Below are 16,475 nucleotides of genomic sequence, written 5' to 3' on the forward strand. Positions count from 1 at the left end.
CCGCCCGGCTCAGGCTTCTCGAAAATTGCGAAACGCGCCCGGTGGGAGCCGCCCCATCAGGGTGAGGCACCCCGGGACGAGCTCCCACCGGAGCTCCCCCGGCACCTGGACCATCGCGCGCAGACGCCGGCGGTACACCGAAGGCGGCACGCCGATCCGCTGCGCGAAGAGGGCGCTGAAGCTGCCCAGGCTGGAGAACCCGACCTCCATGCACACGTCCGTCACCGAGTGATGCCCGGCCGCGAGGAGCTGCTTGGCGAGCTCCAGCCGGCGGCGGATGCGATACTGGTGTGGCGTCACGCCGAACACCGCCTCGAACTGCCGGATGAAGTGGTACGGGGAGATCGCCGCCCGCCGCGCCACGTCCTCGATCGACAGCTGCGGCTCGTGCACCTCGGCGAGCAGATCCCGAGCCCGGCAGAGGTTCCTCAGCGCGTCGTGCCCCAGCAGCATCGGCCGCGCCACCATAGGACGCGGCGGGGACGGGCACAAGCGACCCCGATCACCCCGCCGGAGGGCCGACGCCGGGCAGCCGGGCGCCGCGCGGTCTTACATCGGGGCACGGCGTACTGCGCCGGAGGAGATCGGCCGGCCGATGACTTCCACCGTCGCGCCGGGCGGCGCCCTCACTTGCCCGAGAGCACGTCGAGCGCGCGCTCCAGCTGTCAACGGACGACGACCGCCTCGGGGCGGCGCTGCTGCCACGGCAGCGCCTGCTCGAGCTGCGCCGCCAGCTGGAACAGCGTCGCCTCGTCGCCGTACCGGCCGACGAGCTGGACGCCGATCGGCAGGCCGCAGCTGGTCTGGCCGAGCGGGAGGCTCATGGCCGGTTGCCCGGTGACGTTGAAGAGGGGCGTGAAGGGGATGACGTCGAAGAGCTTCTCCAGCCAGCCGAGCGCGCCGAGGCGCGCGTCGTTGGCGTCGAGATAGCCAATCGGCGGCGGCGGCGTGGCGACGGTCGGCGTGAGCAGGACGTCGTGATGCTGGAAGAAGGCCGCGACCGCGCGGCGGGCCGTGTTGCAGAGCTGATTCGCGTTGTAGACGTCGATCGCGGTCAGGCGCCTGGCGTGCTCGACGGAAGCCAGCGTCGTCGCCTCCAGCACCTCCGGCCCCAGCGGGACGCCGAGCGCCTCGGAGAGCGTCAGCGCGCCGTGGGCCACGAAGCAGGTCCAGATCGTGAGCTGGGACCTCAAGAACGCCTCCCAGTCCAGAGGAGGGCTGGCCTCCTCGACGACGTGCCCCAGCGAGGCGAGCTCCCGGCCGACGGCCACGGCCGCCTGCACATGCTCCGGATCCACGGGGGATCCCGACCAGGATCGCGTCGTCACCGCGACGCGCAGGCGCCCCGGCGGCGCGCCGATCTCCTTGGAATAAGGCCGGCTCGGGGGCCCGATCTCGTACTTGTCCCCCACGCCGGCGCCCTGCACCGCGTCGAGCAGCGCGGCGGCGTCGCGCACCGTGCGGGTCACCGCGAACTCGACGGCCAGGCCGCTCAGCATCTCGTCGAAGTCGGGTCCAGGCGGGGTGCGGCCCCGCGTCGGCTTGAGCCCGACCAGGCCACACCAGCCCGCGGGGATGCGGATCGACCCTCCCCCGTCGTTGGCGTGCGCCACCGGCAGCGCGCGCGCGGCGACCAGCGCCGCGGAGCCGCCGCTCGAGCCGCCGGCGGCGCGGGCGACGTCCCACGGGTTGCGGGTCGGGCCGCCCGCCACAGGCTCGGTCGAGGCGTTGAATCCGAACTCCGGCGTCGCCGTGCGGCCGATCGCGGCGAGCCCGGCCCGCCGGAAGCGGGCCATCAGCTCGGTGTCATGAGGAAAAGGGATCCCCGGCCCGGTCAGACGGCTCCCGAGGCGCGTGGGCACGCCCGCCGCGTGGATCGCGAGATCCTTGATCGCGAACGGGACGCCCCGGAAAGGCCCGTCGGCCTCGCAGGAAAGCGGCGCGTCAAACAGATCTCCGACCAGCGCGTTCAGCGCGGGATTGACCTGCTCGACAGCCTCGCGCGCCGCCCGCTGCACCTCCTCGGCCGAGACCTCCCGGGCCGCGATCATCTGGGCCAGCCCCGTCGCGTCGCGCTCGGCGTAGTCCGAAAGCTTCATTGATGTCGCTCCTCCTCGTCCCCGGACAGGAACGGAGCCTAGAAGCTAACACCCTCGAGACCGGCGCGCGCCGCGGTTCACGCCCTCACCGCGCGGGACGGATGTAGGGAATACGTGGGGCGTGTCCGCGGCGGCCGTCGCGCCGCCGCGTTTTCCTCACGCCTCGGCCGCCTCGTAGGTCGAGCGCCAGAAGTCGACGAAGGCCGGCGGCGCGCTGGGCGAGTCCATCATGCGCTGGGTCAGCAGCACGCCGATCACGCCCGTCTCTGGATCCCAGTAACACGAGGTGCCATAACCGCCGTCCCACCCGAAGCCGCGCGGGTCGCCCGGCGCCGGCCTGGTGACGATGGAGAGCGCGTAACCCCAGCCGCGGCTGTCCCAGAACCCCGGGCTGAACGGCGAGACGGCCTTCTGCTCCGGGGTGATGTGGTCCGTGGTCATGAGCTCGACCGAGCGCGCCGAGAGGAGCCGCTCGCCCCCGTGCTCGCCCTTGTTCAGCATCATCCGGGCGAAGGCGAGGAGGTCGTCGGCCGTGGAGACGAGGCCTCCGGCGGCCGAAGCGAAGCCGGGCGCGCGGCTGAACCGGCTCTCCGGGCCGGCGGGGTCGAAGACGCCGAAGCTCCCCGTCTCGGGGTTTCGCGCGTAACACGCGGGCAGGCGATGAATCTTGTCGGCCGGCACGCTGAACCCGGTGTCCTTCATGCCCAGCGGCTCGAAGATGCGCTCGCGCAGGAAGTCCTCCAGCGGCTTGCCCGAGGCCCTGGCGATCAGCACCCCGAGCACGTTCATGGCCGTGTCGTACATCCACGCTTCGCCCGGGTGGAACATCAGCGGCAAGGAGCCCAGGCTCTCCATCCAGGCATCGGGGCTCGGCGCGGACGGGAGCTGCGGCCCCACCGCCACGCCCTTCTCCATCATGGCCTGCACGATCGGGGTGTCGCCCGGCGTCATGATCGCGCCGATGCCCATGCGCAGGCTGAGGATGTCGCTGACCAGGATCGGGCGCCTCGCGGGCACCGTGTCGTCCACGCGGCCGCCGAGGGCCCTCAGGACCCTGCGGTTCGCGAGCTCCGGCAAGAGCGCGTCCACCGGCTCATCCAGGCGAAGCGCCCCGTCCTCGACCAGCATCATGGCCGCTGCGCCCGCGATCGGCTTGGTGACCGAGGCGATCCGGAAGATCGTGTCGCGCCGCATCGGCGCGGCGTCACCGAAGGACATGGCGCCGATCGCGTCGGCGTATGTGTCACCGCCCCGGCTGACGAGCGCGACGACGCCGGGCAGATCGCCCCGCTGCACGTGACCCGCCATCACCGCGCGCATCCGCCCGAGCCCCGCCTCGGAGAACCCTCGTTCGCCCATCCCTTGCTCCTCCTCTTCGGGGCGACAGCCGCCGCCCACCCCTGCGGCCACGAGCGCCGCGATCCCCGCCAGCACGCGGCGGCGATCGACGCCCTTCACCGTCGCGCGCTTCGCTTGATCCCACATCGTCCGCTCCTGGTATGCCTTCGCAACCGGTTTCAAAAAGCAACTAGTTGCAGGATAGGAGCACCGGTGCGAAAGTGCAACCGGTTTTTTCAGGGAGCCGCTGGATGAGCGCCACGCACCGATCGGGCTGTCCGATCAATCTCTCGCTGGAGGTCTTCGGGGACCGCTGGAGCCTTATCGTCCTGCGCGACATGATGTTCGGCGGACGCCGCCACTTCCGCGAGTTGCTCACCCGATCGGAGGAGGGGATCTCGTCCAACATCCTCGCCGATCGCCTGAAGTCGCTCCAGGACGCGGGGATGATCACGAAGACCGACGATCCCACGCACAAGCAGAAGGCGGTCTACAGCCTGACGGACAAGGCGATCGAGCTGGTCCCCCTCTTCGCGCACCTCGGCGCCTGGGGCCGCCGGCACCTGCCGGTGAGCGAGGAGCTCAGCATCCGCGCGCAGCTCCTGGAGGAGGGCGGTCCGGCCCTGTGGGACCAGTTCATGGCCGAGCTGCGCGAGGCCCACCTCGGCGTGCCGGCGAAGCGCGACGGGCCCGCCGTCGCCGAGCGGCTGCAGGCGGCCTACGAAGCGGTGTGCGCGCGCCGGGCGGCGCGGGCGCGATGAGGCGAGGGGCGCCGGGCTGACCGGCCCCGGCGAGGGGGCCGGTCGTGGGAGCAGCGATGTCGTCCGGCGGCGCGGCGCCGCCGGAGATCGGCCTGGATTGGCCGTCTTTACTGGGTGAACAGCTCGAGATCGATGGACTCTGCCATCTTCTCGTAGCCCTGGGGGTTCAGGTGCAGGTGGTCCCCGGTGTCGTACGTGGAGAGCAGCTTGGTGGGGTCGTTGGGATCGCGCACCGCGGCGTCGAGGTCGATCACCGCGTCGAACTTGTTGCTCGTGCGGATCCACTCATTGACCTCATCACGGGCTTGCTGGTGCGCGGGGCTGTCGTACCCCTCATTGCCGCCGAACGGCAGGATGGGCACCCCGTAGACGAGCATGTCTGCCGCGTGGGCGTCGTCGATGAAGTCGCTGAAGGCCTCGATCAGGCGGGAGGCGACGCCCGCGTCGGAGCTGCCGCCGATGTCGTTCACCCCCTCGTAGATGATCAGGTAGCGAGCCCCGCGCTGATCCAGGACGTCGCGCTGGAAGCGCTGGATGGCGGTCGGCCCGAGGCCGCCGGTCAGCACGGTGTTCCCGCCGATCCCCATGTTCAGCACGGCGACGTCGGCCGTCTCCTCGTTGGCCCGCAGCCGGCGCGACAGGTAGTCGGGCCAGCGGGTGTTCTCGTTCGTGATCGAGCCGCGGCCGTCGGTGATGGAGTCGCCCAGGACGACGAGGGCCGAGGCGTCGGGATCCACCACGTCGAGGCCCGTGATGTAGTACCAGTGATCGGTGGTCACCGGCGAAGCGAACGCCGCGTCCGAGACCGCATCGCCGGTCTTGATGTACGAGGTGGTCCTCGAGCCCGGGTGCCCGGTGATCTCGGTCGGCACATTGCCGAACTGGATGGTGAGCGAGATCCTGGTGAGGGGCGCGAGGGCGTAGTCGATCGGGTCCGAGAAGATGGCCTGGCCCTGCGGGATGGTCACGGAGGCGGCGCCCGAGAACGTCAGGGCCTTGTCGGTGCCCGCGTCGATGGCGCCGGCGGTCGCCGCATTCGCGATGTGGACGGCGTTCATGGTCACCGGACCGTTGCCGAACTCGTTCGAGAGCCGCAGCCGGATCCGGCTGCCGCCGATCGAGGTATAGACGACCTGGCGCAGCGTGTTGTTGGAGAGGCCCGGCTCGGGCGGGTTGTTGTGCGGCTCGGTCAGCTGCGGGCCGGTCCCCCAGGTCCCGACCCATCGCGCCTCGCCCGGGGTGCCGCCGCCGCCGCCGTCGCCGCTGCCGCCGCCGCCCTCGCTCCCGGAGCCGCTCGACGCGGTCGCCCCGCCCGCGCCCTCGCCCGCGCCGCCGCCGCCGGAAGCGTCGGACCCGCCGGAGCCCGTCGTCGCGCTGCCCGTGCCGGTCGTCGTGCCGGACCCGCCGGTCGTCGCGTCGTTGCCGGTCGAGTCATCGCCGCAGGCGGCGGCCGACAAAAACAAGAGAGCCCAAAGAATTTTTCTCATGTGCCTCAACGCTCGAAAGGTTGCTTCGTTGGTGTTCGCTCGTGGGAGCGGCGCCGCGCGAGGAGAAAACTTCTTTGATCTCGACCCGCAGCGGGTCCGGTCCGCCGCCGCGTACAGCGGCGTCCGGACCGACAGGAGAGCCCATGTCGATGGCAGCGCTGCCCGCCGTCGGCGCCGACGTGACGCGCGGGAGAGCGCGAGTCGGCGCCATGCTCCTCACACGCGACACCTGATGTACCACACGAGGACTCGAGAGACTACCCTTTCATCGCCGGGAGAACGCGCGGGTGGTGCCATCAGATGACGCCGTGTTACCTTCGGTAACACCCGGCGCGGTCGCGCTACGATAGGTAACACCAATCCAATGGGGCTATGGCGATCGCCCGTCCTTGCGACACACCACGTCTCCAGCTCCCGACGCCGCGGGGCATCCTGTCCAGAACCAGCATGGGCAAGGTTGTGCCGCTGGAGCGGCGCAGGAAGGGCCCCGGCCCGGTGCGGGTCGGCCGGCGGTCAGCGGGCGCCGTGGATGGGCGCGCCGAACGGAGCGCCCGTCATGCCGCCGTCGACCACGATCTCCGCCGCGGTGACGTTGGAGGACGCGTCGCTCGCCAGGAACAGCACGACCGCGGCGGCCTCGTCCGCCTCGCCCATCCTCCGCAGCGGGACCGTCGCGGCGATGCCCTTCTCCAGCGCGTCCATCGCCGCGGCGTCGGGCGCGAACTCCGACCAGATCCCCGTGCGGTGGGCGCCGGGCGTCACCTGGTTCACGCGGATGCCGCGCGGCGCGAGCTCCGAGGCCAGCACCCGGGTCATCGAGCGGACGGCGCCCTTCGTGGCCGCATAGGCCGAGAAGCCCGGCATGCCCATGACCGCGTGCACCGAGCCGTTCAGGATGATCGACGCCCTGTCGTTCAGGTGAGCCGCGGCCGCCTGGACGGTGAAGAAGGCCCCCGTCAGGTTCGTCTTGATGATGCGCTCGAACGCCTCGAGGCTGGTCCCGCCGACCGGGGTCGCGCCGACGACGCCGGCGTTGGCGAAGACGATATCGAGCTTGCCGAACGCCTCCACCGCCCGCGAGACCGCGCGCTCGATGGCCGGCACGTCCTGCAGATCGGCCTGGACCGCGAGCAGATCCGGGCCGAGCTCGGCCGCCGCGGCGTCGAGCGTCCGCTGGTTTCGGCCGGTGATCGTCACCTTCGCCCCTTCCGCGATGAACAGGCGCGCCGTCGCCAGCCCGATGCCGCTGTTGCCGCCCGTGATGAATGCCGTCTTCCCCTTCAGTCGCATGGTGCTCTCCGGATTGGATCGTGGATGCTCGCGAGCCCCCCGCGACGATAGTACAGGTGTCTGGAGGAGAGAGTAGCCCCGGGTCGGGGTGTCCTCCACGCCCCCGATGCGACACTGGCACACACGCGGGTGGACAGCGCAGCCTCGTGTTCGCGTGGGACGTGAGCGCTGCGACACCTCACATGGACATCGCCATTTTCTCCCGCCGCGGGACGCCGTCGGACATGTGATTTGGTTTGCCCGGCGGGCTCGACCCGAAAGAGAATGCAGCATGCTTGATCAGGCTTGTGGCTCACCGGCGATGGGCGACCGCGCCGCCCCTCTGAGCTCCGCCAGCGCGAGCCGCGCGCGAGCGGGCGCCCAACGCACGTCGCGCGCGCGGCTCCTGAAGGGCTCGGCGGTCGCCGTCGCCTGCCTGCTCGCCGCGTGTGGCGAGCCCTCGACGGCGCGTGAGCCGGAGTCGGCGTCCGGCAGCGGCGGCGCGGGGGCGTCCGGCAGCGGCGCCGGGGAGCCCGCGGGCTCCGGCGGCGCGCCGCAGCCCGCGGGCGCGGGGGGCAGCGGTGGGGCCACGGCGAGCGCGGGCGCCTCGACGGGCAGCGCGGGCGGCGGACCCGGCGCGTGCGAGCAGGGCACGACGAGCACGGCCTGGGCGACGGGCTGCCAGAGCGCGCCGGCGAGCTGCACGGCCGGCGCCTGGACGGCGCCGCGCGACGGCGGCGAGACCCGCGAGCCGCTGCGCCACGAGTCCGAGCACTTCGCCTTCTACTGGCCGGAGGGTACCGACATCACGCTGGAGCAGGCGCGGGCGGCGGCGGACACGCTCGAGACCATCTGGGACAGCTACTTCGGCAGCCCCATCTTCTTCCCCGAGCCGTACTGCAGCTCGGCGGACAAGTGGAAGGCCGCGGTCCACTTCGACAACGACTTCCCGCTCTGGGGCGGCGGCTGGACCCGGAACGGCATCAGCTACATGGGGATGTGGGTCGGCCCGGGCGCCGCCAGGGACCCGTGGGGGCTCGCCCACGAGTTCATGCACGGCGTGCAGTCGATGACCCAGGCGTTCCCGGACTGCGGCGGCACCGGCTGCTGGATCTTCGAGAGCCACGCGAACTGGATGCCGCACCAGATCTGGCGCGACAACGTGCACTGCTCGGAGATGCTGCCGAACATGCCGCACCTCTATTACGGCAACACGCGCGACCGCTACTGCAACTGGCAGTTCTTCGAGTTCCTCAAGGACAAGCACTGCTACGACGCCGTGAACGACATGTGGGCTTATCAGGCGCCGAGCGGCCAGCGCGACCCGTGGCAGAAGCTGATGCTGAGCCGGGGCTGGGACATCGAGCAGCTCAACGACCTGTTCGGCGAGTGGGCGATGCACAACGTCACCTGGGACTACCGGGATCCGCCGCCCGCGGACGGCGGCGATCAGGCCAGCGTGTACCGCCGGGCTTACGGCGCGATCGAGGTCGACCTGACGTCGCGCGGCCGCACGGAGCGGCGGCTGCGGCTCACGCGGCTCGAGGCGCTCGACGAGGGCTGGGCGGAGCGCCGCCGGTTCGTCTCGCCGTACCACTGGGCGCCGCAGCGCTGGGGGTACAACGTCGTGCGCCTGCACCCCGAGCCGGGCGCGACGAGCGTGCGGGTCGTGTTCCGGGGCGTCGCGCAGGAGGGCGCCAGTTCCGGCTGGCGCTGGGGCCTCGTGGCGACGGATCCGGAGCTGACCGAGGCGCGTTACTCCCCGCTGCAGCGAGGGGCCGACGGCGAGCTGAGCTTCTGTGTCAGCCCGGGCGAGAGCGTCTACCTGGTCGTGGTGGCGACGCCGACCGAGTACCAGAAGCTGGTCTGGACGAATCCCTCGGACGGCCCGGCGTACCCCTCGATCTATCGCTATCCGTACATGGTGGAGGTGGGCGGCGCGTGGCCGGCCGGCTTCGAGGGCGGTCGGATCGCGGAGTGCCCGTCGGGCACGGTGAGGCACTCGAACGGCGGCGGCTGCGCGCCCCCGGGCACGCCGCCCGGCGTCTACGTCGGCCCGTACGCCAGGATCGTCGGCGGCGAGGTGAGCGGGGACGTGCGCGTCGAGGATCACGCGACCATCGTGAACGGCACGATCTCCGGCGGCCGGATCGGCGCGCTCAGCCTGGTCGGGCAAGGCGGCGCGGGCGTCCAGGCGCGCGGGTTCAACGTGAGCGGCTCGGCGCTCGTGCAGACCACGTTTTATCCGCTCGGCTGGTTCGGCGGCGGCCAGTCCGTCTCCGGGACGGCGCACCTGCTCGGAGACGTCGAGTTCGTCTCCACGTCGAAGTCGAGCGATACGTTCTACGGGTTCGTCCCGAACGACTGGAGCGGCGTCTCCTCGGCGACCGAGGTGACGGTCGCGCCGCCGTACACCTGGCGGCCTTGACGCCGCGGCCCGGGGATCCTCGCGCGCCGCGCGGCCTCGGGCTGCGCCCGGCCTCCGGGCGCGGCCCCGCCGGGCGGGATCACGGCGCGTCGAAGCGGTACGTGGTCGCCTGCGCCGAGGCGCGCTGGCCGAACTCGTCGCGGAAGGCCGTCAGGGCGCGGTAGCCGCTCGTGTCGAGCATCTTCCGGAACTCGAGGTGCGTGACGAGGCAGAACAGGCAGGCCTCCAGGTAGCTGACGTCGCGATCCTGGGGCAGCCGCGCGCGCGCGGCCTCGACGTTGTCGTCGAGCCAGGTGAGCATGTTGAGCAGGCTCTGCTGCGGCTTCGCGAGCTGCGCGTCGTCCTTGGGCACGCCCGCGAGCTGGCTCATGATCAACGTCACCTCGGTGGACATGGCCTGTACGGCGAGCTCCTGCGCGTTCGCCGTCAGCGCGTCGGTGAGGTGCTCGGGCCAGACCACGCGGCGCTGCGCCGGCGCCCGGCGCGCGAGCTCGCGGCAGATGTTGAGCGAACCGAACCATTCGGTCGCCCCGGTCCGCAGGATCGGCAACCGCAGCGCGGGGTTGCCCGCGTAGTCGGCGGCGTTCACGGAGCGCAGGTCGGGCACGACCTCGAAGGCGTAGGCGACCTCGAGCTCCGCGGCGAAGAGGCGCGTGACGCGCGTGAAATGGGAGCTGGAGCGGCCGACGAGCGTCGGCGTGCGGCTGGGGTCGAGTGTGGGCTCGGTCACCCGATCTAGCTACCACAGGCCGCGGCCCGGAGGCCAGGGAGGGCGCGCTCAGCCCTTCACATGACGATATCTCCTTCGGTCCCGGTGAGGGTGCAGCTCAGGACAGGGCCATTTCGCTTGCCCGTCTCGAAGTGGGCCGTCTCGTGCCGCTCATGGACTCTCTTTGACGGACCACTCCAGGACAAACGGAGGATCATTCCAGTTATGATACGGAGAGACCCTCCGGTTGGCAAGGTCGTCCGGTCGAGTGGGCTCGCGAGGACCGCAACCCTCGGTCAGGTCGCGCCAACCTTGCGTGTCGCCGCGTGCAAGGTGAAGCCATCCAGCGAGGCGCACAGCGGCTTGTCGTAGGCGAGCGCGCTCGGTGACAGTGGCGACAGCGCGACGCGTGCGCGTGCGCGAAGCGCGCGTGCCGGCGTGCGAAGAAGTGCTTGTGGTCACCTGGGTGAACAGAAGCGTTGGCTCCGGTCGAAGAACGACGTACAATGCTGCGATCATGTTAACGTTCGGATCGAGACAGGAGGCCTCGCAGCGTCCCTGCAAAACGTCCGTGGAGGTCGGGCAGCTTTGCGCCGCCGTTCCGCGGCGCGCGGCGAGCTCCTGCGCGATGAGCCGCAGGCCATGACGAGTAGGCGCCCGACAATCGCCCTGTTGATCGACAACATGGCGGGCGACTACCAGTCGGAGGTGCGGTCCGGCATCGAGCGCGCCGCCGAGGCGCACGGCGTCAACCTTTTGATCGCGTTCGCGTTCGGAGAGCTGATCCCCCCGCACGGGTCGACCGACGCCGCCAGGAGGAGCCTCTACCACATCATCGGTTCGGAGATCGTCGACGGCATCATCGTCGCTTCGTCGACCCTCTGCCATCTCGTCAGTATCGACGCCGTGCGGGAGTTCTGCCGATCTTCGTCGTTGCCGCTCTGCAGCATCGGGATGGCGATAGACGATATCCCGAGCCTCATGGTCGACAACTCCCTCGGGATCGAGATCTCGGTCCTGCACCTGGTCGACGAGCACGGGTGCAAGAGGATCGCGTATATTAGCGGTCCCACCAACAATGAAGAGGCGCTCCTCCGCGCCAGCGGTTACCGGAGGGCGCTCGCGGCGCGCTCCATTGCTTACGATGAGCGCCTCTTCATGTCCGGCGCGTTCACGGTGGCCAGCGGGCACGCCGCGATCCGCGAGCTCCTGGATCGTGGGGTCGATTTCGACGCCATCGTCGCCGCCAACGACTGCATGGCGCTCGGCGCGATCGACCTGCTCAAGGAGCGGGGCATCGACGTGCCCGGCGATATCCTGGTGTGCGGCTTCGACGACATCCGCACGGCGCGCTTCACCAAGCCGTCGCTCTCCACCGTTCGCCAGCCCATCAAGGAGCTCGCGGGGCTCGCCGTGGAGACGGTCCTCCAGATGATCGAGGGCGAGCCTGTCCCGGTGCTCCGGCTGGTGGGCGTAGAGCTGACGCGGCGCGTGTCCTGCGGCTGCGGGCGCCAGGGGGGGCCCTTGCTTCTCCCTCCCGGGGCCGCCGCGTGGAGCGATCCGAGCTCGCTCGCCGGCCAGCGGGCGTCCCTGGAGCGCGCGCTCGCGCAGGCGGTCACGATCTCGGCCCGCTCGCTCGACGGATGGGCGGACAGGCTGCTCTCGGCGCTGGAAGAAGAGCTCGCCGGGGACAGGGGCCGCTTCCTGCGTGGGCTCGAGGAGCTCCTTGACGCGGCCCGGCGCGAGGGGGTGCTCCTCGAGCAGTTCCAGTCCGTGATCTCGCTCCTGCGCGCGCGGCTCCAGCGGGCGCCGGAGCAGGGCGGCGACGCCGCTCTGAACGAGACGCTGGAGCAGATCTGGCACGCTTCCCGGATCGCCATCGGAAGCGCGTCCGTGCATGTCGAGGGGGAGCAGCGGCTCAAGGTGGAGCTCGCCGCGATCGACCTCAACTACGGGATGAGGCACTTCTCCACGTGCCTGAGCCTGCCGGTGCTCCGGTCCATGCTGGCGGCGGATCTGCCGAAGCTCCAGTTCTCGCGCGTCGCCGTGTCGCTCTTCGACGACGCGCAGCGCTCCACCATGCGGCTGTTCTTCTGGATGGAGGGCGGCCGCGAGGTGGAGGTGCCGCCCGTGAGCTTCCCGGCGCACCTCCTCGCGCCCCCGGGGTTCCTGAGCGCCGATGAGCGCTGGAGCGTGATCACGTTCCCGGTCGCATTCGGCGGGGTCGAGAAGTTCGGCCTCGGGGTGGTGGACGACCAGGCGAACGAGATGATGTACGACGCGTTGCGCCTCCAGCTCGGCTCGGCGGTGAAGACGGCGACGCTGCACCGGGAGGTGGTGCGGCAGGTGGAGCTGCGCGAGCGGCTCGAGCAGGAGAAGGTCCGCGAGGAGAGCCGCGTCGCGGCGCGCATCCAGACGACGCTGGTGCCGGAGCAGCTCTCGGTCGAGGGGCTCGAGCTCTGCGCGACGATGAAGCCTGCCGCCGAGGTCGGCGGCGATTACTACGATGTGATCGCGACGCCGGACGGGGGCTGGATCGGGATCGGCGACGTGGCGGGGCACGGGCTCGCGGCGGGGCTCATCGTGCTGATGATCCAGAGCATGGTGTCGGTGATGGCGTCGAGCCCCGCGGCGGCGGGCCCGCGCGGGATCGTGTGCGCGGTCAACCGGGCGGTGTACAAGAACGTCCGCGACCGCCTGAAGCGGGACGAGCACGCGACGCTCCTGCTCATGCGGTACACGCGCGACGGCCGCGTGACGTTCGCCGGCGCGCACGAGGACATCCTCGTCTGCTCGCCGCGCACGAGGCGCTGCGCGAGGATCCCGACGAGCGGGGTGTTCATCGGCGCGCTGCCCGAGATCGACGCGATGACGCCGGACGCCGAGCTCGTGCTGGAGGACGGAGACGTCCTCGTGCTCTACAGCGACGGCGTGACCGAGGCGCGCAACGAGCATCGCGAGCAGTTCGGGCTGGACCGGCTCTGCGCCACCGTCGAAGCGTCCCAGTCCGCGCCCGTGGAGGTGATCCGCGATCACATCCTCGGGGCGGTCGAGGGTTGGTGCCCGAGCCTGGACGACGACATCACGATCCTGGTGGCGCGGTACCGCAAGCCCGGGTAGCCGGAGGCCGGCGGGGCCGCGCTGGCTCGTTCAACGCCGGAGGTCCCGGCGACCAGCGACTCGCGGGCGAGCTGGATCGAGCGCGCGTCGAGTGCGCGCCGTGGCGTCGCGTCGGTGCCCGGCATGAATACCGGCCGAGCGAACGCATCGAAGCAGCCGTATGCATGGCTTCAACGACCCCACGCCCCCCGTGCGTCCGTCTCCATCTACCACCGGCGGCCCGCCACCCGGCGGCCCGCCACCCGGCGGCCCGCCACCCGGCGGCCCGCCACCCGGCGGCCCGCCACCCGGCGGCCCGCCATCCGGCGGCGCGCGGCGCCCGCCCCGCGCCGGCGAGCCCGCGGCGCGCGCGCTGCGGCGGCCCTGCGGCGCGCCGGCTCGCCGCCGCGGCGCGGGAGTCTCTATCGCGCTCCGGCTCTGCCTCATGGCGCTCACCGCCGTGTTTTCCGCCGGTTGTGCGGGCGACATGCAGGACGAGCTCGACCCCGCCGAGGCCGAGCTGCGCGCCCTCTTCCCGGAGCAGGCCGGGCTGGTGCTCGCCGCAGGCGGCGCCCTGGCGCGCGGCGAGCACGGCTATTCCGTGGCGGCGCGCGACGAGATCGGAACGGAAAGCGGCGCATCGGCGCCGGGGCTCGCGGTCCACCTGCCCGAGCACGGGAGCGACGAGGTGCGGATCGAGCTGCCGGACGGCTTTCACGTGCGCGTCCGCGAGCGCAGGGGGCTCGGCGCCGGGCGGCTCGTGGGGACCCGGGAGGTCGCCGGCGGAGATGCCGTCGCCTATGCGCACGACGGTGGGTATTCCTTCTGGACGGCCGCGCGCGGGGGCTACGAAGAGTGGCTCCTCCTCCGGCCGGGCACGTTCCGGCCGGATGCCCCGGTCGCCGTGTGGTCGGTGCAGGGCGCAACGCTGCGGCGGCGCGGCGAGGCGATCGAGCTCGCGGACGAGGCCGGCGTCGCGCGCCTCGCCGTGACCGCGCCGTCGGCCTACACGCGCGGCGGCCGGAGGGTCTCGACGCGCCTCGACGCCGCGGGCGCGACGCTCTCGCTCTGGGTCGACGCGCCGCCGGAGGAGGCCGTGCTGGTGGACCCGCTGTGGGTGGCGACCGGGACGATGCTCACGTCGCGCGCCGAGCACACGGCGACCTTGCTGGACGACGGCAGGATCCTCATCGCGGGGGGATTCCTGGGCGAGGACGTCGGGTTCATTTGCGATCCGGCGTACTCGACGACGCCCCTCAGCAGCGCGGAGGTCTACGATCCCGCGACGGGCGCGTTCCTTTCGGCCGCCCCGATGGCTGCTGCGCGCGGCGATCACACCGCGACGCGCCTCGCGGACGGGAGGGTGCTGGTCGTCGGCGGAGAGGCCGAGGGTCCGAGCGCCGAGATCTACGATCCCGCGCTCGATGCATGGCGAGCGGCCTCGTCGCCGTCGGTGTCGCGGGCGAGACACACGGCCACGCTGCTCGACGACGGGCGGGTCCTCCTCGCCGGCGGAGCCACCGGGTCCACGGCGACGGCGAGCACCGAGATCTACGACCCGGCGACCGACACATGGGCCCCAGGCCCCGCCATGCTGAGTGTCCGCGCCGGTCACCAGGCCACCCGGCTGCTCGATGGACGCGTGCTCGCCACGGGCGGCATGTCCGGGCCGGTCGCCGGCGCCGTCGAGATCTTCGACCCGGTGACGGCGACCTGGTCGGCCGCGGCGCCGCTAGATCCCATTCGCTGGCTGACGGCGACGCAGCTCCTCGACGGACGTGTGCTCGTCACGGGCCTCGCGGGCGCCGCCGCGGTCTACGATCCTGCTGCGGATGCGTGGACCGCGGCGCCGGGCAAGTGGGGCGACACGCCCGAGACGGGCTCGTGGGATGACTGGACCTACATGACCGGGCTCGGCGTGCTCGGCGAGGCGGCGGCGCGGCTCTCCGACGGCCAGGTCATGATCAGCGGAGGCATCGAGGCGATCTACTATGCGTTTCCCTGGGGAGGGACCATCTGCAGCTCGGTCTATCTGGAGCACGCCCACACGGTCTACAATCGGGTCCAGCTCTACGATCCGGTCACCAACACGTGGTCGCCGGGCGGCTCTATCCCAACTCCGCGAGGTTATCACTCCGCCACGTCGCTCGATGACGGCGGGCTCCTCGTGGCGGGTGGGTACACGCTCCTCTGGTCGACGCACGAGGGCGAGAGCACCCGCAGCGCCGTCGTGTACACCGGCGCCCCCTTGATGAACGGCGCGCCCTGCTCCGCCGCCACGCAATGTGCGAGCGGGATCTGCGTGGACGGCGTGTGCTGCGCGTCGGCGTGCAGCGATGGTGAGTGCCGCGCCTGCTCCATCGCGGCCGGAGGCACGCAGGACGGGGTGTGCACACCCGCCCACGGCGTCCCGTGCGACGACGGCGACACATGCACGATCGGTGATTCCTGCGATGCAGGGGTGTGCGCCGGAGCTCCATCGAGCAGCGCGGAGTGCGCCGCTGGCGAGGGGGGCGCCGGCGCTGGCGACGGCGGCGCTGGCTCTGGTGAGGGGGGCGCCGGCGCTGGCGCTGGCGCCGGAGCAGGAGGCGCTGGCGGCGCTGGTGCCGGAGCAGGAGGTGCTGGTGCCGGAGCAGGAGGCGCTGGTGCCGGAGCAGGAGGCGCTGGTGCCGGAGCAGGAGGCGCTGGCGCTGGAGCAGGAGGCGCTGGTGCTGGAGCAGGAGGCGCTGGTGCTGGAACAGGAGGCGCTAGCGCTGGCGAGGGGGGCGCCGACACTGGCGACGGCGGCGCTGACGCTGGTCCTGGAACAGGAGGCGCTGGTGCCGGAGCAGGAGGCGCTGGTGCTGGAACAGGAGGCGCTAGCGCTGGCGAAGGGGGCGCCGACACTGGCGACGGCGGCGCTGACGCTGGTCCTGGAACAGGAGGCGCTGGCGCAGGGGGCACCGGCAATGGCGGCGTCGGCGCAGGAGGCGCTGGCACCGGCAATGGTGGCGCTAACGCTGGTGCAGGAGGCGCTGGTGCTGGAGGCGCTGATGCTGGCGAGGGGGGCGCCGGGACCGGTGACGGCGGAGCTGCCGCCAGCGCGGGTGCTGCCGGCGCGAACGACGTCAGTCCCGACACGACCCCGCCTTCCGGCAGCGGCTGCAGCGCGGCGGGCTCGGGCTTCGACTGGCAGCCTGCCGCCGCCGGGCTCGCGCTGCTCCTCGGCTCGCGCCGCAGGCGGGCCCGCCGAGCGCCGCCCCCTCGCGACGCCGTGTAGGAAGCGCTTCACCGGAAGACGACCGA

At 71.8% G+C, this 16,475-nt stretch carries 10 protein-coding genes; 4 read left to right on the plus strand and 6 right to left on the minus strand.

The genetic code is table 11. The annotated features are described in order from the left end of the window. Positions 1 to 9: 9 nt before the first annotated feature. From WMF43_RS27210 to WMF43_RS27220, 3 genes are all read right to left on the minus strand, one after another. Entirely contained in the window at positions 10 to 453 is a 444-nt protein-coding gene (locus tag WMF43_RS27210) for a helix-turn-helix transcriptional regulator (RefSeq protein WP_437668882.1), read from the minus strand. 212 nt (positions 454 to 665) lie between these two features. Continuing rightward, positions 666 to 2,099 (minus strand): amidase, encoded by a 1,434-nt coding sequence (locus WMF43_RS27215; RefSeq protein ID WP_437668883.1) that lies wholly within the window; start codon positions 2,097 to 2,099, stop codon positions 666 to 668. A gap of 156 nt (positions 2,100 to 2,255) precedes the next feature. Next, positions 2,256 to 3,458, minus strand: a complete 1,203-nt coding sequence (locus WMF43_RS27220; RefSeq protein ID WP_437684094.1) for a serine hydrolase domain-containing protein — start codon at positions 3,456 to 3,458, stop codon at positions 2,256 to 2,258. Positions 3,459 to 3,688: 230 nt separating this feature from the next. On the opposite strand from WMF43_RS27220, the gene WMF43_RS27225 reads away from it, so the two are divergent. Then, on the plus strand, positions 3,689 to 4,198 hold the full coding sequence (locus WMF43_RS27225; protein WP_437668884.1) for a winged helix-turn-helix transcriptional regulator: 510 nt from the start codon (positions 3,689 to 3,691) through the stop codon (positions 4,196 to 4,198). Between the two features lie 107 nt (positions 4,199 to 4,305). Here WMF43_RS27225 and WMF43_RS27230 read toward each other — a convergent pair whose 3' ends face one another. Beyond that, a complete protein-coding gene (locus WMF43_RS27230; protein WP_437668885.1) occupies positions 4,306 to 5,685 on the minus strand; it encodes an SGNH/GDSL hydrolase family protein in 1,380 nt (459 codons plus the stop codon). A gap of 513 nt (positions 5,686 to 6,198) precedes the next feature. Beyond that, complete coding sequence (locus tag WMF43_RS27235; protein ID WP_437668886.1) at positions 6,199 to 6,975, minus strand: SDR family oxidoreductase; 777 nt, start codon at positions 6,973 to 6,975, stop codon at positions 6,199 to 6,201. A 271-nt stretch (positions 6,976 to 7,246) separates the two neighbouring features. On the opposite strand from WMF43_RS27235, the gene WMF43_RS27240 reads away from it, so the two are divergent. Continuing rightward, positions 7,247 to 9,382, plus strand: coding sequence for a DUF6055 domain-containing protein (locus tag WMF43_RS27240; RefSeq protein WP_437668887.1), 2,136 nt, complete (start codon positions 7,247 to 7,249; stop codon positions 9,380 to 9,382). Between the two features lie 79 nt (positions 9,383 to 9,461). On the opposite strand, the gene WMF43_RS27245 is transcribed toward WMF43_RS27240, so the two are convergent. After that, complete coding sequence (locus tag WMF43_RS27245) at positions 9,462 to 10,112, minus strand: glutathione S-transferase N-terminal domain-containing protein (protein WP_437668888.1); 651 nt, start codon at positions 10,110 to 10,112, stop codon at positions 9,462 to 9,464. Positions 10,113 to 10,733: 621 nt separating this feature from the next. On the opposite strand from WMF43_RS27245, the gene WMF43_RS27250 reads away from it, so the two are divergent. Both WMF43_RS27250 and WMF43_RS27255 read left to right on the plus strand, forming a co-directional pair. Further along, the gene (locus WMF43_RS27250) at positions 10,734 to 13,211 is read left to right on the plus strand and encodes a SpoIIE family protein phosphatase (protein ID WP_437668889.1); all 2,478 of its coding nucleotides are present in this window, start codon (positions 10,734 to 10,736) and stop codon (positions 13,209 to 13,211) included. Between the two features lie 466 nt (positions 13,212 to 13,677). Next, a complete protein-coding gene (locus WMF43_RS27255; protein WP_437668890.1) occupies positions 13,678 to 16,449 on the plus strand; it encodes a Kelch repeat-containing protein in 2,772 nt (923 codons plus the stop codon). Positions 16,450 to 16,475: the final 26 nt, after the last annotated feature.

The sequence above is a fragment of the Sorangium sp. So ce131 genome (genome assembly GCF_051519095.1).
In the GTDB taxonomy this organism is placed as follows: Bacteria; Myxococcota_A; Polyangia; order Polyangiales; family Polyangiaceae; genus Sorangium.

What these genes read in the sequence shown, in the direction of transcription:
- WMF43_RS27220 (WP_437684094.1), bottom strand. Translation starts at nt 3,458, where the DNA reads ATGGGCGAACGAGGGTTCTCCGAGGCGGGGCTCGGGCGGATGCGCGCG.
- WMF43_RS27210 (WP_437668882.1), bottom strand. Translation starts at nt 453, where the DNA reads ATGCTGCTGGGGCACGACGCGCTGAGGAACCTCTGCCGGGCTCGGGAT.
- WMF43_RS27230 (WP_437668885.1), bottom strand. Translation starts at nt 5,685, where the DNA reads ATGAGAAAAATTCTTTGGGCTCTCTTGTTTTTGTCGGCCGCCGCCTGC.
- WMF43_RS27255 (WP_437668890.1), top strand. Translation starts at nt 13,678, where the DNA reads ATGCAGGACGAGCTCGACCCCGCCGAGGCCGAGCTGCGCGCCCTCTTC.
- WMF43_RS27215 (WP_437668883.1), bottom strand. Translation starts at nt 2,099, where the DNA reads ATGAAGCTTTCGGACTACGCCGAGCGCGACGCGACGGGGCTGGCCCAG.
- WMF43_RS27225 (WP_437668884.1), top strand. Translation starts at nt 3,689, where the DNA reads ATGAGCGCCACGCACCGATCGGGCTGTCCGATCAATCTCTCGCTGGAG.
- WMF43_RS27235 (WP_437668886.1), bottom strand. Translation starts at nt 6,975, where the DNA reads ATGCGACTGAAGGGGAAGACGGCATTCATCACGGGCGGCAACAGCGGC.
- WMF43_RS27240 (WP_437668887.1), top strand. Translation starts at nt 7,247, where the DNA reads ATGCTTGATCAGGCTTGTGGCTCACCGGCGATGGGCGACCGCGCCGCC.
- WMF43_RS27250 (WP_437668889.1), top strand. Translation starts at nt 10,734, where the DNA reads ATGACGAGTAGGCGCCCGACAATCGCCCTGTTGATCGACAACATGGCG.